The organism is Fibrobacter sp. (assembly GCA_012523595.1).
Classification (GTDB): domain Bacteria; phylum Fibrobacterota; class Chitinivibrionia; order Chitinivibrionales; family Chitinispirillaceae; genus JAAYIG01.
The window spans coordinates 1-18953 of sequence record JAAYIG010000183.1; the positions used below are offsets into that span (position 1 = coordinate 1).

Here is an 18953-nt window from a genome sequence, read left to right on the forward strand (position 1 = left end):
GATGCGGCAAATTCGCTCGTGGATTCGGACCTGTTATCTGAAGCCTCACAATTTATTTCCCTGCATCGGAAAAATCTTGAGAAAACTGCCACAGGTCTCAAAGCAATCGGAAATCTCTATCTCTCTCAGGGAGAAACCCAGAGAGCAGTTGCATCCCTGACCAAAGCAGTTGCCTCTTCACCATCTGATCTGAGTGTCGAGTTCTCTCTTGGGATGGCTTATCTTGCCGCAGGTGAATATGCCATGGCAGTGGAGTTTTTTAACAGGCTTATAAAGGTCAGACCCGAGTATCTTCACTACTATTCCTCTCTGGGAGCTGCATATCGTAACAGTGGCCGCCTGATGGAATCATCGATGGTGCTGGAGTCCGCACTCTCCATCGACCCTGAAAACACCACCATAATGGTTGATCTGGCCCATACCTATTTCAAGTTAACCTGGTTTGACAGAGCCGCACAATTGCTGCAGAAAGCCCGTGAGGCAAACCCGAAGCTAAATGACATTCTTGTCAATCTGGGAGTGGTTTATTATCATCTGGGAAAAAAGGAAGAAGCCCGGAAGCTCTTTATGGAAGCATCTTCCAACTCATCTCTGAGCCAGTCAGCTCTTAACAATGCGGGAAATGTTTTTTACCTGGAGAAAAATCCACAGAAAGCAATCGCTGCTTACAGGCGTGCCTATAAAAACGGAACAAAGAATACTTCTGTCATTTACAATCTTGCGGGTGCGTATTTATTAAAAGGCAATTTGAAGAAAGCCTATGAATATTTCGATGAGCTTCTGTCATATGCTCCGGGCAGGATAGATATTCTCCTGAGGCAGGCCCTTATAGCGGAAAAACTGCGCAGGTATGAGAACGCTGAGCAGTGTTACACAAAGGTGCTTGACTTATCATCATATCATGAAGAGGCTTTAAACGGCCTTGTTCGTATTCTCCTTGCACAGAACCGGTACCAGGATGCGGCCAGGCACATGGAAGCATATCTTGAGCATCTGCCCGGCAACAAAGAGATGACTGCCAGACTTGCCGGGATATACAGGAAGCTTGGATGGTACGAAGTTGCGGCAATGAAATACCAGTTCCTTGTCAGGGATTTTCCTGATTACCCGGAGGGCTATCTGGGCACAGGAATGTGCATGTACGATCTTATAGTACACAAAGAAGCACAAAACTACGAAGATGCAATCTATGCACTGAAAATAGCCAGCCAGAAAAATCCCGAAAACCCTGAACCGGATCTAATCATCGGAGATATTTATTTGCGGTACAGAGGGTTCCGGGATCTCGCTGTTGAACACTGGGAAAAAGCGCTGGCCAGAACAGTTGATAAGAAACTCAGAAAGACTATAGAGGGAAAGATCAGCAGTGCCCGTAAGTAAATTTATATCCCTTATCACAGGAACCGTTCTGTTTCTTCTTCCGCATCTGTCGTATGCAAAGAAAGATGCTGTTCCGTTATGGCTTGATACAATAGCCCCGGTGATAAAGATCGAGCCTCAGCAAAAGTGGCATTCTTCGGTATTCTATATAACACTTACCTCAAATGAGAACGCTACACTTTGGATATCTCAAAACGGGCCGGATGAAATGAAGCAGTATTTGAGGCCTGTTGCAATAACGGAAGATGGAACATACAGCGTATACTTTTATGGTGAAGATGATTTTGGAAACAGGTCAAAGCTTGATTCCACCGTCTTTGTCCTTGATTCCAGGGCACCACCATTGAGTATTGATCCTCAGCCTGGAAACTATCCCGGCCCTGTTAAGGTAAAGATCAGCAGTAATGAGCCGTGCAGGTTCTTTTACCAGAAGTCGGAAAAGGACAGTACACCAATTCTTTCCCCGGATTCCTTTACAGTGAAAAGCAGTTTTGAGGGTTATCTGGTTGCTGTTGACAGTTCGGGAAACAGGACGATTTCTGAATTTCTCAGGTACACAGTCGATACATCGTCTATTGATATTGTGGTAAATCCCAGGGGGGGGTGTACAACAGAATTATTGAGGTTTCCTTCGGTCTCCCTCCAGGGGCTTCTGTGTATTACACTTTGGATCCACTGGCACCTCCTAAATGGTTTAAAAAGTTTGAAGAGCCAATTTCTCTGCCTCACGGCCTTTCTATTTTAAGGTATTACGGGAAGAGTTCTCTTGGAACCGAAACTGCTGTCTACCAGAATCAGTATGCAATCGATACTATCCCGCCGAAGCTTCACTTCAGAGTGGCACAGGGGCACAATGCCGATACGCTTTTCATGACATCCAGAGAGAAATCGGTGATTCGTTTTACCCGCAACAGGGGTGATCCGGATATCAAAAGTGAGGTTTATTCCTCGCCGATAGTTCTTCAGCACCGGGGAAAAGTTAAAATCAGGGCACGAGCCTGGGATGAAGCGGGGAATGTGTCGGATGTATCGCAATGGAGCCACACCTATGATCTGATGGCACCTAAGATTCAGATTTCCAATCCGGGGGGGCGTTTCAACAGTGCACAGACCATATTTTTTACCGCCAATGAAGAAGTAAAGATACTGTATACTCTCGACAATACATCTGTATCTGAGAATTCAATGCTTTACACAAGCAATGGAGTGGTAATCTCAAAAGAGGGGCATACGGTTCTACGCTACCTTGGAATAGATGAGGCAGGGAATGTTTCTGAAGAATTTGCTGCCGATTACTATATCGATACCCGTCCTCCTGTTGTCAGAATCCGGATTGAGGGCAGCATAGAGGAGGGATCATTCAGGGTAAGTCTTTCTGCAAATGAACCCGCAACCATTTACTATCAGATCGGCGGTGCTGATCCCACCAAATCGTCTCCTGTATACTCGTCACCGATAAGCATGACAAGAGGGCAGGTACTTAAGTATCTGGCTGTTGATTCAGCAGGAAATGCCAGTCCTGTCGGGGTCATGAACGAACTTAATAATCCCATGATCTCAGCTTCTCCGAATGGGGGCGTTTACAACCAGAAGTTGAGGATCACATTCTCCACCAATACTGCCGGCACTGTTTACTGGCGTATTCTTCCGGATACGGTCTTCAAGAGCTCCGGAAAAGAAATTATGCTGAGCAGGGAGGGACACCACAGTTTTGAATACTATCTTGAATCGGAGGAGGGGGTCAGAAGCCCTGTAAAGAGAAATGAGTATGTTCTGGACTGGACTCCTCCGCGTGTCAATGTCAACCTAAAAAAAGGTCTCAACGATTCTGTTATTGTATTTCTCCAGTGCAGTGAAAACGCCACCATTTATTACACTGTCGATGGGACGAATCCGATGGCAAGCCAGACTGCCAGAACGGCCGGCAATAAGTTTTTAAAATCAAGTGACAGGTTGATATTCCATCGAAGGAATGATCTGAGATTTGCTTTTTATGCTGAGGATGCAGCCGGAAACCAGAGCGCCGTCTCTATTATGGATATCTTCAGTCCGAGGGCTGTACCCAATGTCCCGGCAGGTTCTGAACGTCTCTACGACAGAATACTGTCTGTAACGCTGAATACATTTGATCAGTCCACAATCTATTACGAGCGTCATGGTAAAACTCCTACAATCAAGTCACCTGTTTTCCAGAAGCCATTGACTCTGATGGAATCGGACACTATCCTGGCGTTTGTAGTCGATGCCTCAGGGTTCAAGGGGGAAGTGGACACTTTCATTTACAGAATAGATCTCCCCCCGTCGCCTATGTTCACCATAGAACCGGAAACACTTTTCACCGGAACCACTGCGTATCTTGACGCTGCATTGACAATAGATAAAGAGAGCCGCCCTGAGAAGCTTCTTTTCAGATGGGATATTGACGGTGATGGAAAATTCGATACAGAGCTTTCAGGAATCAGAAAAACTGCTTTCCATTGTGAAAATCCCGGAAAGCGCAAAGTGGTTCTGGAAGTAATGGATGAAAACAAAAGGGTTGCATCTTTTTCACGCACAGTCAATATCCGTGAAAGGTGTCCTCAGGATATGGTTTCCGTAACAGGAAACGATGGGAAGAGTTTTTGCATCGACAGATATGAATATCCAAACATAAAGGGAAGAGAGCCTCTGACCAATGTTTCCTGGGTTGAAGCAAAGATGAGTTGTATAGATGCCGGGAAGAGGCTTTGTACATCACGGGAGTGGATGGATGCATGTCAGGGGGCTCAGGAGCGGTTGTATCCTTATGGGCAGGTGTATGATCCAGGAAAATGCCCCACAGAAGGCAAGAAGGTCTGGAACTCAGGGCATTTCAAGCAATGTAATCAATTCGGCATTAATGACATGATAGGTAATGTATGGGAATGGGTGGAAGACAGAGATGACGGTTATCCACAGATGATGGGCGGCTCTTTCAGGTATGGAATTGACGCTCAATGCAAATCCCGGTCATCAGGCACAGTGGGATCGAGATCAGACGAGACGGGTTTTCGATGCTGCAAATAAGAATAATAATCATTACAGTGTTTGCAATCGCAAGCGGTTTATTCGCTTCCGATTACGATCCGGAATGGATTCTTGAGAATGCATTCGAAAAGGAGATCCTCTATCTGGATCCCTCAGAGACCGTTCTTCCGGCTGAAATGCAGAATGCGCTCGAGAAATATAACTCCGGTCAGTTCCGATATGCTTCTGAGCTGCTGGAGAAAATAAGAAACCTCAATCTTCCTGACGGCCAACTGGATCTGGTTTCACTTGCACTTGCCGAATGCTACAGGCAGCTTGGGATGCACAAAAAAGCCAGGGAGCAGTACAGGTTTGTCCTGCAGTATTTCCCGTCAAATGATAAGGCCGCACCGGCTTTATACAGGCTGATGGAGTATGCAGCAGGCAGCAGTGAAATCGAGACCGCAGACAGTATACTGACAGTTTTTCAGGAGGCTTACAGCAAGCATCCCCTGTTGAATGCTGCTCTTTACATAGCGGGGGTTCTCCATTACAGACATCAGAATTACGAAGAATCACTTGACCTGCTGTCAAGGATACCAAAAAACTCCAGACATGCATTGAATGCAGGGTTTATCACAGCGCTTTGCTACATAAGGCAGAATCAGCTTCAGAAGGCTCAGGTAGTGCTTGAGGAGGTCAGGCACAAGTCGAAGGATCCGGATTTAAGTTCTGAGGCTGCGATTCTGATTGGTGATATCTATTATCAACAGGGAAATGCAAAAGCAGCACTTGGTTATTACCGTACGATTTCCAGAGATTCCAGGCGATATCAGTTATCTCTGGTTAAGATTGCAAGATCCTTACTGGAAATAAAGCAGTATCAGGATGCACGTGATATTGCACGCAGATTTCTCAGCAGTAATAAAAACAGTCCGTATTATTTCGACATGGCCTCTATTCTTGAACAGGCTTACACCGGACTTGGCAATCAGAAAGCTGCCAATCAGGTAAGCAGTCTGATTCACAGGCAGATACTTGATGCCAGGCTGAAGTTTGAAGTATTTGAAGAGATTGACAGACTTACCGATATGGCTAAAAACTGGCAGATTATAGAGTACGATGCCATTAAAAACCAGGATGAAAAATCGCTGATACTGGCAAGGGGTAATATCGATAAGATAAAAAATCTCCAGAATAAATTTGATGCGCTGCTCGATCAGGTAGATCCTTTAAGAACAGATGAAAAGGGTGATTTGAAGAAGGTTCCAAATCTGGCTGAAAGGCGGTATCTGGTTTTATTGAAGGAAAGGATAGCCAGATTGCATGACTCTTTGCGGACCGGGACTAAGGAGCTTGAGATCCTCTCTCAATCACTCAGAAATACTCCCTCTGACAGTTCTACATTAAAAGTGATTGACAGTATTGCTACAGTCATAAAAGCAGTTGAACAGGAAAAGGCCGACACAGAGCAGGAATACAATGTGGTTCTTGAGGACTGTTTTGAAAACGATTCTCTCGACCGAAAAGCAGATGGGGAGATGCAGGCAAGATTTGTAGACTGGGCTTTCCTGAAATATATTGACAAAAAAGAAGAGCTGAAAAAGCTTGCCCAGGAGGTTTCAAAGGTTAGAAAAAGCACTGGAGCAGGCAGGGAAGAGGCTTTAAAACAGGGAGACAAGCAGGTTAACGAGGATATCGACCGGCTGGAGGCAGGGATAAAGGGTGACAGGGAAAGGTTAATTAATCACATAGAAACGATGGTTGAGGTGTACCCGAGAAACCGTTATAACCCCCAGATACTTTTCAGGCTTGCTGAGCTTTATTTCGATCAGGCCAATGATGACTTTGAGGTTGCTTTGAGAGAATATGAAAAGATGATGGCAAGCGGGGGAGACAGCGCCGTTTTTCCTGAATACAGACTGGAAAAAACAATTGAACTTTACGATCGGATAATTACTCTGTATCCCAGAGGTGAAGTTACAGATGATGCCATGTTTTACAAGGCAATGGCGCAGCAGAAACAGGGTATGGAGGAAGAAGCAATTGCTACTCTCAAGGATCTGGTTCAGAAGTATCCTGAAGGGGAGTATTTCGTTGAAGCCAACATGAATATCGGACGTTACTATTTTGACCACCCCAGAATTGACAGCGGAAGGGGATATAACCTGGCCATGGATGCTTTCCGGAAGGTGCTTTTTTACCGGGATCATCCACAGTTTATCCAGGCACTGTATCATCTGGGATGGTGTTATTACATGCTTGACAACTATGATGAGGCGATAGCGGTTTTCAAATACCTGATTGAGGAGGCAGATCTTGACTTTGATCCCTCAAAAATGGAGGAGAAACAGGTTGTGAACCCTCTTCTGAGAGGTGAAGCTGTCGATTATATCGCAATCAGTTTTGATGAGGGGAGAAATGTTGAAGGCGCTGTTAAATTTCTGAAGCTTGTGGGCAATACAGATTATTCGGCTCTGGTTTTAAGGAGAATCGGGGAACTTCGGGAAGAGGACTTGGACTTTAAAGTTGCTATAAGTGTTTATAAAAGGCTTCTTGAGGAATACCCATTCTCTCGTCTGGCCCCCGAGGTCAATGTGAATCTGATAAAGCTTTATGAGAGCCAGGGGATGCCTGATTCTGCGAATTTTATCAGACAGCAGTTCTATGATTTATACAGTAAAGGTGGGGAATGGCAGAAATCTTTGAGTTCCAGAGACAGCCAGCTTGTAGCCACAGTTGATTCCATGGCAATATCTATTGGTTTGTTTGTAGCGGATGCCAGTTACAGAGAAGCAGAAGAGAGCAGGAACAGTGCCGGTTATGAAAAAGCGGCTGAGAACTACCGCAAACTGGTTGAACTGTACACTGAGCATCCAAATGCTGCAGAGGCTCAGTGGAATCTGGCGGTTATACTGGATACAAAGCTTCTGGATAAACCCGGAGCATACAATCAGTACATAAGCTTCAGCAGAAAAACCTCTATCGACTCCTACAGACGAGAAATGGCGGCTCTTAACGCAATCGGAATCGCCCAGTCACTTCTCCCACCCGATTCTCTGTTACAGAAAGGGAGTGTTGATTTTGCCGGTTTGAAAGTATTGGAATCTGTAAACAATTACACTGAGCTTTTTCCAAACGGCTCATCACTTGGTAAAGTTCTCCTCAGTATGGGGGCTGTTTACTTCAACAGACAAATCTACCCGAAGGCGATTGAGGTTTACGGCCGTATCCTGAAACTTGGTCCGCAGAACGCGCAATACTATGAGGCTCTTCTGCTTTCAGGACAGTGTCATTTCAGAGAGGAAAACTGGTCGGGTGCAATCAAGGCTTTCCAGAGAGTCTGGAAAGAATCCGGTGATAGAGTTCAGCGGGAAACATCCTATAAGCTTTTGCTACAGGCCGAGTTTCTCAATGCCAAAAAACTGTTTGCAGAGGGCGATTTCCAGAATGCTGCTGCAGTATTTCTTTCCATTGAGCAGAAGTATCCCGGAAGTGAGTATGGGGATGCGGTGCTTTTCAATGCAGCAGAGGCGTTTGAAAAGAGTGAGAACTGGACAGATGCATGCAACAGCTATGGCGAACTGGTGAAGAAGTATCCTTATTCAAAGCTTGCTCCTGCAGCTCTTTTCAATGCGGCCGGTGACTACGAGAAAGCAAACAGATACAACAAGGCGGCTGAATCTTACGAACTGATAGTGGCAAACTACCCACAGTCTGACAAAGCCAAAGATGCACTGTTTAATCTGGGTTTTTGTTATGAAAAGCTGGGCAAACTTGACAAAATGGCAGAGGCAAATGAAAGGTACTCTTCTCTTTACCCCGAGGAAAAGGATGTTGAGGCAATACTGCTCAGATCGGCTGCATTCTATGCTAAAGCAGCCATGTATGAAAAGGCTGTCACTCTTTATAGGAATTTTGTCAGACGATTCCCAAGGAGCGTAAAAGCAATCGAAGCTCTGTTTATGATTGCAAAATGCAACTATGAGCAGAAAGATATCGAAAACGCAATTCTTGGATTCCAGCAGGTTGAACAGCAGAATGTTCGTTTTGCCCAGGAGGGTCTGGAGACAAACAATTTCTATGCGGCTGAAGCGGCCTATTGCCTGGGTAATCTTAAAAGGGAGCAGTTTCTGCAGATTAAATTTCAGTTGCCTGAAAGCCAGCTTAAGAATTCACTGAAAGAGAAATCTGATCTGCTTGCAGAGGCTGCCAAGGCATATCAAAGAGTGTTGCATTACCAGAGCGAGAGGATGTTTGAGGCTGCATGCAGAGTAGGGATGCTCTATGAGGAGCTTTCTGATGCCTGGGAGAAGCAGGAACGTCCCAGAATTGATCCCATAAAAGGTGCACTTCTGGAAAAAGAGATTTATACCGCGGCATCTCAGCTCTTGCAGAAATCCTTTGTGCCTTATAAAAAGGCTATTGAGATCTCTGTAAATTTCGATTCTCTCGGTTCCGACCAGCGTCAGTGGGTACGGAGAGCCAACAGGAGACTTGCTGAGAGTTACAGGACCTCAGGGCAGTACCTGCTGAAAGCAATTGCTGCCATGCAGAATGCCCCTGTACCAAAGGAGATCAAGGGAAAACCACTGCATTACTATCAATATCTGAAGCAGATCATCGAAACCATCGCACCCCTTAAGGCTGATGCAGTGAAGTATTATGAGTATGTGCTCGATCAGATCGATTCTCTTAACCTCAGTGATACTTCTGCAATAAAGTGTCAGGACGATTATGTGTATGTCAATTATCTCCTGGGTAGCGGGTATGACAGCCTTTCAGTTGAGATTTTAAAGAATGCCGGAAATGTTTCAGAAAAGATGAGCGAAGAGGAGAGGGAAGATCTGCTGTTTCAACTTGAAGATATTGTCTTTGAACTTCAGGACAACGCCATCTTTGCATACGAAGACGCGCTGAAGAACATTCGCGGAAGGAAACTTCAGAACAACAGGTGGCATGGAAAGATTCTTGAGAGCCTCGCCAGGCTGAGTCCTGGAAAATACGGAGCGTCATTTTTCCAAAAAGAGGTGTTCCGGAGCGGTGTGGAGTGGATAACCAGGGCAGACAGTGTGGAAAAGTGGAATGGATTTGATCCGCCGCAGGATGGCTGGTCTCAGGCTCTCAAGACCGGGCAGGTGTCGATTCCCGGTATGAAGGAGAAGGTACCGGTGATCTGGGGAAATAAGGACTGGAATAATGTTTACTTCTGGAAAAATGTCTTCCTGAACGGAATGCCGCAAAGAGCCGCGTTGTATCTTGCTGCAGGAGTGAAATATCGCCTGTTTATCAATGGAACGCTTGCTATAAGTGATTCGGCAGGTGATGGAGGATTGCAGCGTATCGACAGCCTTTCTGAAGTCAGTTCTCTTGTAAAGGGCGGTGACAATGTTATATGTGTGGAGGCAACAGCCACCGATTCTGTGAATAAGGGGATTGCCATAGTTTTTACGGCGATGATCGATACTACTCAGAAGTATAAATCTACTGTAAAGTTGCCTCGTGCGGCCGCAAGAAGCGTTTCCGGTGAAAAGAAAGAAAAACCCGTTCCTGAAAAACAAACAGGCAAAACAGAACTGCAGGGAGCACAGAAGGAAGAGTCGAAAGAAGAGAAATCTTTTCCCGACTATGTTTACAAGTATAAAAATCATGGTGAACTGATGAAGGCCATAAAAGAGTATCAGGATAAGGAAACTACGCTGAGTTCAGAGATTAAAAAGGAACGTATGGAGATTCAGAAACTGCGTCTCAGAAGTACCGAACTTGACGAAGAGATAAGAAGAGTCAGAGAACAGATAGAGACTGTTAGGGCGAAAAGAGAATCGATGTCAAGGGAGAAATAAGCAGTGTTTTTCTTTACACTGCTTTACAGAATCCCGCTTGCCAGGTACAGTGCCAGTCCGACCATCACCAATCCCAGAGTGACTTTAAGTGCTACCATGTGTTTGCCGGTGCTTTTTGCGAGGTCGTTCCATTTCAGACCGAAAAAAGCAAGCACCATTACAATAAGCAGTGGTAGTACAAACAGGAAGTTATAAAAAATCAGATAGAGATAACCTGTAATGCGGAGAGAATCTCTCTGTGTCATAGCCACGATGTAGGGCAGATACATTTGCCCTGTGCAGATTGCCTCAAGCAGGGTGACGAGGAATCCGGCAATAATTGAACCGATAATAATGCCTTTCCCGCTGAGGCTTCCTGATATAACCTTATGGATCTGCAGTTTTACCGATTTTGGCAACTGAAGACTTATCTTTTCTGAACGCCTGGTTTTGTGGTATACATATGCATCTCTGAAACTCAGTGCTGCGATAAGAAGCGCAAATCCAAATGCTCCCCAGCGGATCGTCGTAGATATCTGGTGATAGGCGCGGATATGCTCGAGGATTCCTTTCAGGCCCAGTCCCATGGCAAAATAGGTGAAGAAAACGGTTGCAGTGTATGCCAAGCCAATTGTGAGTACCTCACGTCTGGACTTTTTGCGGGTCGCCAGAAAAGAGATAAGGAATATCATTGTTGCAATGGCGCAGGGATTTATGCCATCGGTAAGTCCTGCAACAAGGCTGCCCACAAAAAAGCCCCAGTCCATTACTTTGTTCCTGAGAGCGTCTGTGGGTTCTCCATCCGTATCAACAGTTGGACCGGCGCCTGCTTGGTTCTCATCGATCCTGATTTTAATCATCGGCAGCCCGAACTTCATGATATCGTCGGCGCCGGAGAGGAAAGTGTCAGGGAAGAAAAGCATCTGAGCCGAACTGTTTTTTACACCATAAATTTGCTCTAACCTGATTAACTGGTTGATGGTGGAATCGATATCGGTATTGTAGAAGTTTATTTGAAGCCTGTCTCTGAACTGCTTTTGAGCAGGAAAAAGGAGTTCTTCCTTGATCTCAAGGCACTCACCGCAGGTATTTGAGCCGAAAAACTGAAGTGTCAGCTTTTCTGCAGAATGTGAAGAAATCGTGCTTAGAAGGAGAATTGTAATTGAAATGAGAATCTGCACAATAAAACCTCATTAGGAAAAGTACAGCTAAGGTGATTACACTTACCAATCATGCAAGGAGAAGCATGAGCGGAAAAATGGTTGCCAAAGAATATTAAAAATAACTGAAATGGCTTTTGTCGGGCAATCAACATGTTATTTGTTCCTGAATATTCTGAAAGCGTTTCTCAGGAGGCCCATACCTGATCTGTGACCAGGTATCTGGAAGAACAGATCCAGTGATTTCACGTTTTGCAGCTCAATTGTGGGAAACCTCAGGAACATCAACAGATATACGGCTAATCTTAGAATTGTTGAAACAAGGAGCAAAGTGTGCAACTGCCATCCAATCAGTACTGGGAGCCGGGTAGATAAAAAGCCTCCCAACAAGCTGAAGAAGAAAACGGAAAAACCGGTGATTGCCACAGAGCAGAAGCGGGAGGCTGCCAAGCAGAGAGATCAGCACTGCAGGAGTCTTGAGATATACAGCGGTTGCAACAGAGAATGTCTCGGTAAAAGCTAGCATGCCATTTGCGAATACTCCGTCCCGGAGGCTGAACAGATGCGCACTTCTGGTCTTTTCGCAGCCTACTTCGATACCTCCCAGTTTTGAAAGTAGTGACTTTTTGGAGGGAATCGATCCGACAGTGCTTGTTTGTGCCGGCTTTACTATCATTTCTGTATTTTCTGCCATTTTAGTGAGTTGTAGTGTGAGCAGAATTCGTCAGGGACAATCCGTTATTGCTGGATTATGCGTTATTTTTTTTGCAAACGGAATTCCATCTGCAATGCGGTGAGAAAAGCCAGAGGTGATGGTTACTCTAACGCGGCATATTATTTGCAAATTGATCAAAAAAATACCTTCCTGCGGGAAATGTGCAGATGGAAATTCCTCTTTCGACATACAGACTCCAGTTCAGCCCCTCTTTTACGTTTAAAGATGCACTGGCTGTAATTCCATATCTAAAGGAACTTGGTATCTCCCACATCTATGCATCCCCGATTTTCAAAGCCAGGAAAGGAAGCATGCATGGTTACGATATTGCCGATCCAAGATTTCTCAACAATGAGATAGGGGACAGGGATGAATTTGATCTGCTCACAGAGCAGGTGGCCAGGGCCGGGATGGGCTGGATACAGGATATAGTGCCTAACCACATGGCCTTTGACAGCGGTAATAAACTGCTGATGGATCTGTTTGAAAACGGTCCCGCATTTCTTCCGCTTCACTATTTCGATATTGACTGGAATCATCCCTATGAATCTCTGCGGGGAAGGCTTCTGGCTCCGATTCTTGGAGATATCTACGGGGAATGCCTTGAGAGAGGTGAGATTAAATTAACGTACGATCAGAATGGCTTTGCAATCAGGTATTATTCCCATTTCTTTCCTCTGCGAATCGAGACTTACGCTTTAATACTGGATCGAAACCTTGACAGACTGAAAACAGAACAGGGAGTATCCAACCCGGGGTTTCTGAAACTTTTGGGGGTACTTTACTCAATTAAAAACCTTCCCGCTGCACACCAGATGGAAGCCCGAAGAACGCAGGTGAAATTCACCAAGGCTATACTGTGGGAACTCTACACTACAGAGAGTGCTATTCAGGCATTCATCGATGAATTGCTAAGGGAGATAAACGGAATTCCCGGCAAACCGGAGACATTTTCTCTTCTCGATGCGCTGCACGCGGAGCAGGTTTTCAAGCTCTCATTCTGGAAAGTGGCAACAGAGGAACTGAATTACAGAAGATTCTTTACTGTAAATGATCTGATCTCTCTGAGGGTGGAAGACGAGCAGGTTTTCCGTGATACCCACGAGTTTATCTTCGAGATGATAAACCAGGGAAAGATAAATGGTATCAGGGTGGATCATATCGACGGTCTCTATGATCCTCATCTCTACCTTGAACGGCTCAGAAAGGGAGCGCCGGAGAGTTACATAATTGTGGAAAAGATTCTCGGCTTCCAGGAGCCGCTCCCGAATGTATGGCCGATTCAGGGTACCACCGGATATGACTTCTGCAACTATGTCAATAATCTTTTCTGCTACCGCAGAAACGGAAAACTCTTTGAGCAGATCTACAGTGCATTTACAGGTAAAAGACTGGATTTCAAGAGTCTGTTAACAGAAAAGAAAAGACTTATTATAAGCAAACATATGGCAGGTGATATCGATAATCTGGCACTGTTGATTAAAAAGGTAAGCGGAAGAGACCGCAGGGGCACCGATATAACTCTTTACGGTCTGAGAAGAGCGCTTGTAGAACTGCTTTCCTGCTTTCCTGTTTACCGCTCCTATATTAACGGCAGATCGTTCAGCAGAATTGACCGGGATCATCTTCAATACGCGATTTCCGCTGCCAAAGCTCTTGAGCCGGGACTTTCAAGAGAGTTCGCATTCATAGAGCGTTTCCTCCTGCTTCAGTATGAAGAATCAGCATCTGAACAGGAGAAACAGGAATGGACCAATGTGCTTATGAGATTTCAGCAGTTTACCGGTCCATTGATGGCAAAAGGATTCGAGGATACTGTACTTTACATTTACAATCGGCTCTGTTCTCTTAACGAAGTGGGAAGCTGGCCGCATATCTTTGGCATCAGGGCTGCTGCATTCCACTCATTCTGCTCCTCACGGCTTAAATCGTGGCCAAACACCATGAATACTACATCAACCCATGATACCAAAAGGGGTGAGGATGTGAGGGCAAGGATAAATGTGCTCTCTGAGATGCCACGGGAATGGGAGAAATTCCTGAAAAAATGCAGCAAGCTCAACAGCAGGTGGAAAACCGTATACAATGGCAGGCAGATGCCTGACCCCAATGATGAGTACCTTTTTTATCAGACTCTTATCGGCACCTTCAATCTCTCTGAGGATTACCAGCAATACACAAAACGGATCAGCCAGTACATGCTGAAGGCTGTAAAGGAGGCCAAGGAGCATACAGGCTGGGTTGATCCTCATTTCGAGTATGAAAAAGCACTTTCCGACTTCATAGATAAAGCTCTCGACAGGGATATATCCGGTCAATTTATTGATGAATTCATCCGGTTTCAGCAGAAAATCTCTTCCTACGGCATCTTCAATTCCATCTCCCAGTGCCTTCTGAAAATCGTCTCTCCCGGACTTCCTGACTTCTACCAGGGAACCGAGCTATTAGATCTCAGCCTTGTGGATCCTGACAACAGACGTGAGGTCGATTTCCTTAAAAGGGCTGATATTCTCAGGCAGTTGAAACAGTCCGAAATCAACAGCGGTTTTCTAAGGGATCTCCTGATGGAGAGCACAGAGGGAAGAGTAAAGATGTTTCTCATTTACAGATGTCTTGAGGCGAGAAGGAGGAACAAAGAACTTTTTCAGTCCGGGTGTTACAAGCATCTTAAAACAGGAGGAGTTTTCAAAAGAAGCATTATAGCATTTGCAAGAGAATGGGGTGAGGAACGGATGATTGTAGCAGTTCCCAGGTTTCTTGTTTCTGTGATCTCTCCCGATGAACTGCCGCTCGGAGCAAAGGTGTGGAAGGATACCTATGTAGAGATACCTCAGGGGGTATTTACTTGTAAAGAAGAGATAACCGGGAGGGAATTAACATTTGAAAACGGGATAAATGCCGGAGAGCTTTTCGAATCGTTCCCTGCGGCTTTACTGATTGGAAAATGCCCGTAGTATAAGTTCGGATACACCGCATGCAGGGTCGCATTTGATTTTTTCCCAGGGTCGGTATCAGTATCCAAATATCGATTCCTGTTCCGCCCCGGGAACGTACATGGTTTTGCAAATCCATCAGATCAGCGCGATCATGTCTCTGACAGCAGCTTCAAGACCGACCAGTGATGAACGGGCGACTATTGAATGGCCTATATTCAACTCCTCCATGTAACGTATCTCTGCTACAGGAGTTACATTCTGATAATTCAAACCGTGCCCTGCATTGACATGCAATCCAAAACTTTTTGCTGCCATTGCTGTATCCTTGAGTTTCCCCAGTTCCTCTGCAACAGCCTGGGCAGAGGAGGCATTTGAGTAAAAGCCTGTATGGAGCTCAATGTGGGTGGCGCCGGTTCTTTTTGCTGCTTTGATCTCATTGAGGTCCGGATCGATGAAAAGACTTACCAGAATATTGTTATTCTTAAATGTTTCGACTGCCTTTGATAGTTCCTTTTCCCGTTCGCGAACATTCAGGCCTCCCTCAGTTGTGCGTTCCTCCCGTTTTTCTGGAACGAGGGTGACCATATAAGGGAGTACATCCACCGCAATTTTAATCATTTCCGATGTAGGTGCCATTTCCAGGTTGAGGCGTGTCGAGATGGTTTGCTTGAGCAGATAGATATCTCTGTCCTGGATATGGCGCCGGTCTTCGCGAAGATGGGCTGTGATTCCTGAAGCTCCTGCGAGTTCGCAGAGAACGGCAGCCTGAACAGGGTCGGGATCTTTTCCGCCTCTGGCCTGACGAATCGTTGCTATATGATCTACATTAACCCCTAAGGTCGCCATCATGCTCTCCTTTACGATAATTCATTTCTTTATCTGAAGTATTACTCTTTCTGCGCAGATAATTCGCTTAGATCAATAAAAATCTTTTTCTGGTAAAAATCAAGAAATTCATTTAATCCGGTTAATTATGGTCTTCATTAATGACGTACAGAAGGTGAATTTTACAGAGTTAAGTCACAAAAAATTACCACGGAGGTGTTAAATCAAGAAGATTATGGTTTAAGAGTCTCTGAAACGTAAATCAATCTGATTCCGTTCTGTTTGAGTGCGGGCAGAGCGTTTTTCAGAGCAGTAATCAGGGAGGCGGAAGCTGTTCCCTTTATAAGAACCTGTCCTCGTTTCTGTGCTATAGCTGCGAAATGGCTCAATGTATCCTGAATGGCACTTGTGGAAAGTTTTGAGTTGATGGTAAAATCAACTTCTCTGAAAGGGACATTCATCCTGGCGGCAATTGATCCGGCAACTGATTTACGGCTGCCCGGGGTCATTATAAAGTAGGATTTGTGTTTTGAGACCTCGCTTAAAATAATCTGCATGACACGGGAATCCTCAAGCACTCTATCTCCGCAGTAATTGCAGAAGCCGGCGAAATGGGGAACCGATTCAATTGCTGTATTCAGTATGGAGCGGATCTTTTCCTCAGGATAATGCACCAGTATTGCAGAACTGGCGTATTTAGAAGATCGGGGGATAGGCTCCATGGGAATCATCAGAATGATCTCTTTGTGATACTCATTGGCTATCTGGGCTGTCCATGTGGAGAGCTTTTTAGTGCTCGATAAAGCAACTGTGAGCGGTTCAGGAAAGGAGAGAAAACCTACACTGGTTTCATCAGCGGAGAAACCGAAATCTTCGATCAGAATAGCCATGCTGGCTGTTTGGCTGAAGAAAGCGGTGGAATATTTCATGCTTATGATGAGTTTTGGTTTATCCGGCTTTGGGCTGGAAAAGTTGAGCCGGCAGCCTTTCTGCTCAGAATAATAGGAACAATCATCAACCCTGTACCCGGTCGGGGAAACAGATGATGTGATGAACCATACGATCCATTCCATTGGTTTTCCACGGGGAACCTGGATATTGATCAGCAGAGTGGAGTCTTCCAGTGAAAATCGTCTTTTGTAATGGTTTTCCGGAATTTCAAGGGAAGTAAAGCACTGTTTCAGAACAGAATCCAGTGATGTGTTGCTTTTAACCGATTTTGAGACTGCTTCTTTTTTATTTTCCTGCTTTGGCAGTTTACTGAATTCGATTACTTTTTCCAGATATCCGAAACGTATTCCGAGGAGTACAGCAAGAAACACCAGTGTGGTAACAAATATGGAGAAGATAATTCGAAATTGCATCGGGTCAATTCTTTATATGGGTACTCCGACGGGGCAATAGAATAGTGGAAAATAGCCTTTTTCTCAGGTTCAAATCAAGGTAATATCAGAGTGAAGAAAAAACTAATCAGGGTTCCTGTGCTTCTGGGCCCTACTGCGTCAGGGAAAACCGAACTGGCCATAAAGCTGGCTCAGGAGTTTGGGTGGGAGATTCTTTCCTGTGATTCTCGTCAGATATACAGAAATATGGACATTGGAACTGCCAAGCCTACAGTAGATCAGCTCCGGGCAGTGAAACACTGGCTTGTCGATATAATCGAACCATCGGAAAGATACTCTGCTTTCAGGTTTGCTGAAGATTCTTTGAAGATCATTAGAGAACTGGCTGGCAATTCGAAGACGGTACTTGTCTGCGGCGGGACTGGAATGTACTTCAGAAGTCTCAGTGAAGGGCTTGGGGTACAGGTGGATTCTGATCCTGGACTCAGAGATGAGTTGATGGAAAGGGGAAGGGAAAAGGGGAGTGCTGCACTTCATGCGGAACTGATGGAAAAGGATCCTGAGATCGCCTTAAAACTTCATCCAAACGATTTGCAAAGGATAGTCAGGGCTTTGATTGTGTTTTATCAGTCAGGGGAAAAAATCTCAGGGATGAGAGAGAGAAGTGCTCCTGAAGGGGTGGAGTTCATCTCTGCGAAGCTGGTTGTCAACCGGGAAGTACTCTATGACAGGATTAACTGCCGGGTCGAGGAAATGGTGAATACGGGGCTCTGCGATGAGTTTCTCAGACTGAGGGAATGCGGTTATGGGAAGGATTCCCCAGGCATGCAGTGTGTCGGGTATAAGGAACTCTTTGGTGTAGAGAGGGGAGAATACAGTTTAGATGATGCCATTGGACAGATAAAGAGAAACACACGCAGATATGCCAAGCGTCAGATAACCTGGTTTACACATCAGACTGATGCCGCTGAGATTCCTGCTGATGACGCACTTACCGGTCTGAGGAAATTTTACAGAGAAAAAATGATCTCTGATTGTCGTGATTAGATATTATGATTACCTTATTTTAACCAGGGAAATGATTTCTGTTGTCTGATTATTTTGATCTAAAATCCAAAGTTCGCCATGGCTTTTGCATTGCATTGCAGCTATTGCTTCCTTTCACCCGGCTTTTAAAACCCCTTGTCTCATCCATCTCCAAGATTATATACTTAGAGAAAATTCATACATCACACATCTCTTCAGGACTATCAAGAGTCCAGACCAAAAACACGGGATATTATTCCCTTCAATCCAGCAGATCTTCATAAGTGAAGAAAGGAGTTACCTTCATGAGTAGTGATGAATCATCACGTATTATGTCCAATCAATTAAACAGGAAACCAATGATGCCTAAATACGAGAAAAATCACAATTATAATTCTAATCCCAATTACAACAGTTACGGTAATTCTTCATATAATGGTAATTCTAACAGTGGATTCTCCTCTCAGCACCCAAGACGACGTACTGACAGATTTAGGAGGGAATCGATAAATCTCAACGAGAAACTCATAAAGCAGAATGATGTAATTATCCGTCTGCTGAAAGAGATCAGGGATCGTCTTCCGAAACCACCTGTAGAAGAGTCGGTCAATCTGGAAGTACAGGATCAGGTACATGCGGGAAATGATCAACAGGATGAATCAATTGCTGTTGCTGAGGATAACCAGGGAAGCATCAATTTTGAGCAGGATGAGGAGATGTTCTCCCCTGGTAATGAGAAGTAAGTTTCTGAAGGCATTCTT

Annotated in this window: 11 protein-coding genes; 7 read left to right on the forward strand and 4 right to left on the reverse strand. The window is 45.0% G+C overall.

The window, feature by feature from the left end; genetic code table 11:
• From GX089_12175 to GX089_12190, 4 genes are all read left to right on the forward strand, one after another.
• Nucleotides 1-1380, forward strand: a 1380-nt coding sequence (locus tag GX089_12175) for a DUF2989 domain-containing protein (GenBank protein ID NLP03245.1), incomplete at its 5' end; no start/stop codon positions are given.
• Entirely contained in the window at nucleotides 1367-2125 is a 759-nt protein-coding gene (locus GX089_12180) for a hypothetical protein (protein NLP03246.1), read from the forward strand. The genes GX089_12175 and GX089_12180, both read left to right, overlap by 14 nt.
• Nucleotides 2035-4425, forward strand: a complete 2391-nt coding sequence (locus tag GX089_12185) for an SUMF1/EgtB/PvdO family nonheme iron enzyme (GenBank protein ID NLP03247.1) — start codon at nucleotides 2035-2037, stop codon at nucleotides 4423-4425. Before GX089_12180 ends, GX089_12185 begins: the two co-directional genes overlap by 91 nt.
• Nucleotides 4413-10208 carry a tetratricopeptide repeat protein gene (locus tag GX089_12190; GenBank protein NLP03248.1) on the forward strand — a complete coding sequence of 1932 codons (5796 nt, stop codon included), beginning with the start codon at nucleotides 4413-4415 and terminating at the stop codon, nucleotides 10206-10208. The genes GX089_12185 and GX089_12190 overlap by 13 nt, the downstream gene beginning before the upstream one ends.
• 23 nt (nucleotides 10209-10231) lie before the next feature.
• Here GX089_12190 and GX089_12195 read toward each other — a convergent pair whose 3' ends face one another.
• Both GX089_12195 and GX089_12200 read right to left on the reverse strand, forming a co-directional pair.
• Nucleotides 10232-11368 carry a hypothetical protein gene (locus GX089_12195; GenBank protein NLP03249.1) on the reverse strand — a complete coding sequence of 379 codons (1137 nt, stop codon included), beginning with the start codon at nucleotides 11366-11368 and terminating at the stop codon, nucleotides 10232-10234.
• Nucleotides 11369-11606: 238 nt separating this feature from the next.
• Entirely contained in the window at nucleotides 11607-12023 is a 417-nt protein-coding gene (locus GX089_12200; GenBank protein ID NLP03250.1) for a hypothetical protein, read from the reverse strand.
• 206 nt (nucleotides 12024-12229) lie between these two features.
• Here GX089_12200 and treY point away from each other — a divergent pair, with 206 nt between their 5' ends.
• Nucleotides 12230-15016: a malto-oligosyltrehalose synthase gene (gene treY, locus GX089_12205; GenBank protein ID NLP03251.1), complete on the forward strand. Its 2787-nt coding sequence runs from the start codon at nucleotides 12230-12232 to the stop codon at nucleotides 15014-15016.
• 117 nt (nucleotides 15017-15133) lie between these two features.
• On the opposite strand, the gene GX089_12210 is transcribed toward treY, so the two are convergent.
• Both GX089_12210 and GX089_12215 read right to left on the reverse strand, forming a co-directional pair.
• A complete protein-coding gene (locus GX089_12210) occupies nucleotides 15134-15844 on the reverse strand; it encodes a pyridoxine 5'-phosphate synthase (GenBank protein ID NLP03252.1) in 711 nt (236 codons plus the stop codon).
• A gap of 212 nt (nucleotides 15845-16056) precedes the next feature.
• Nucleotides 16057-17187: a divergent polysaccharide deacetylase family protein gene (locus GX089_12215; GenBank protein NLP03253.1), complete on the reverse strand. Its 1131-nt coding sequence runs from the start codon at nucleotides 17185-17187 to the stop codon at nucleotides 16057-16059.
• 90 nt (nucleotides 17188-17277) lie between these two features.
• On the opposite strand from GX089_12215, the gene miaA reads away from it, so the two are divergent.
• Nucleotides 17278-18213 (forward strand): tRNA (adenosine(37)-N6)-dimethylallyltransferase MiaA, encoded by a 936-nt coding sequence (gene miaA, locus GX089_12220; GenBank protein ID NLP03254.1) that lies wholly within the window; start codon nucleotides 17278-17280, stop codon nucleotides 18211-18213.
• A 284-nt stretch (nucleotides 18214-18497) separates the two neighbouring features.
• Complete coding sequence (locus GX089_12225; GenBank protein ID NLP03255.1) at nucleotides 18498-18935, forward strand: hypothetical protein; 438 nt, start codon at nucleotides 18498-18500, stop codon at nucleotides 18933-18935.
• Nucleotides 18936-18953 lie beyond the last annotated feature (18 nt).

What these genes read in the sequence shown, in the direction of transcription:
- GX089_12200 (NLP03250.1), bottom strand. Translation starts at nt 12,023, where the DNA reads ATGATAGTAAAGCCGGCACAAACAAGCACTGTCGGATCGATTCCCTCC.
- treY (NLP03251.1), top strand. Translation starts at nt 12,230, where the DNA reads ATGGAAATTCCTCTTTCGACATACAGACTCCAGTTCAGCCCCTCTTTT.
- GX089_12225 (NLP03255.1), top strand. Translation starts at nt 18,498, where the DNA reads ATGAGTAGTGATGAATCATCACGTATTATGTCCAATCAATTAAACAGG.
- GX089_12215 (NLP03253.1), bottom strand. Translation starts at nt 17,187, where the DNA reads ATGCAATTTCGAATTATCTTCTCCATATTTGTTACCACACTGGTGTTT.
- GX089_12190 (NLP03248.1), top strand. Translation starts at nt 4,413, where the DNA reads ATGCTGCAAATAAGAATAATAATCATTACAGTGTTTGCAATCGCAAGC.
- GX089_12210 (NLP03252.1), bottom strand. Translation starts at nt 15,844, where the DNA reads ATGGCGACCTTAGGGGTTAATGTAGATCATATAGCAACGATTCGTCAG.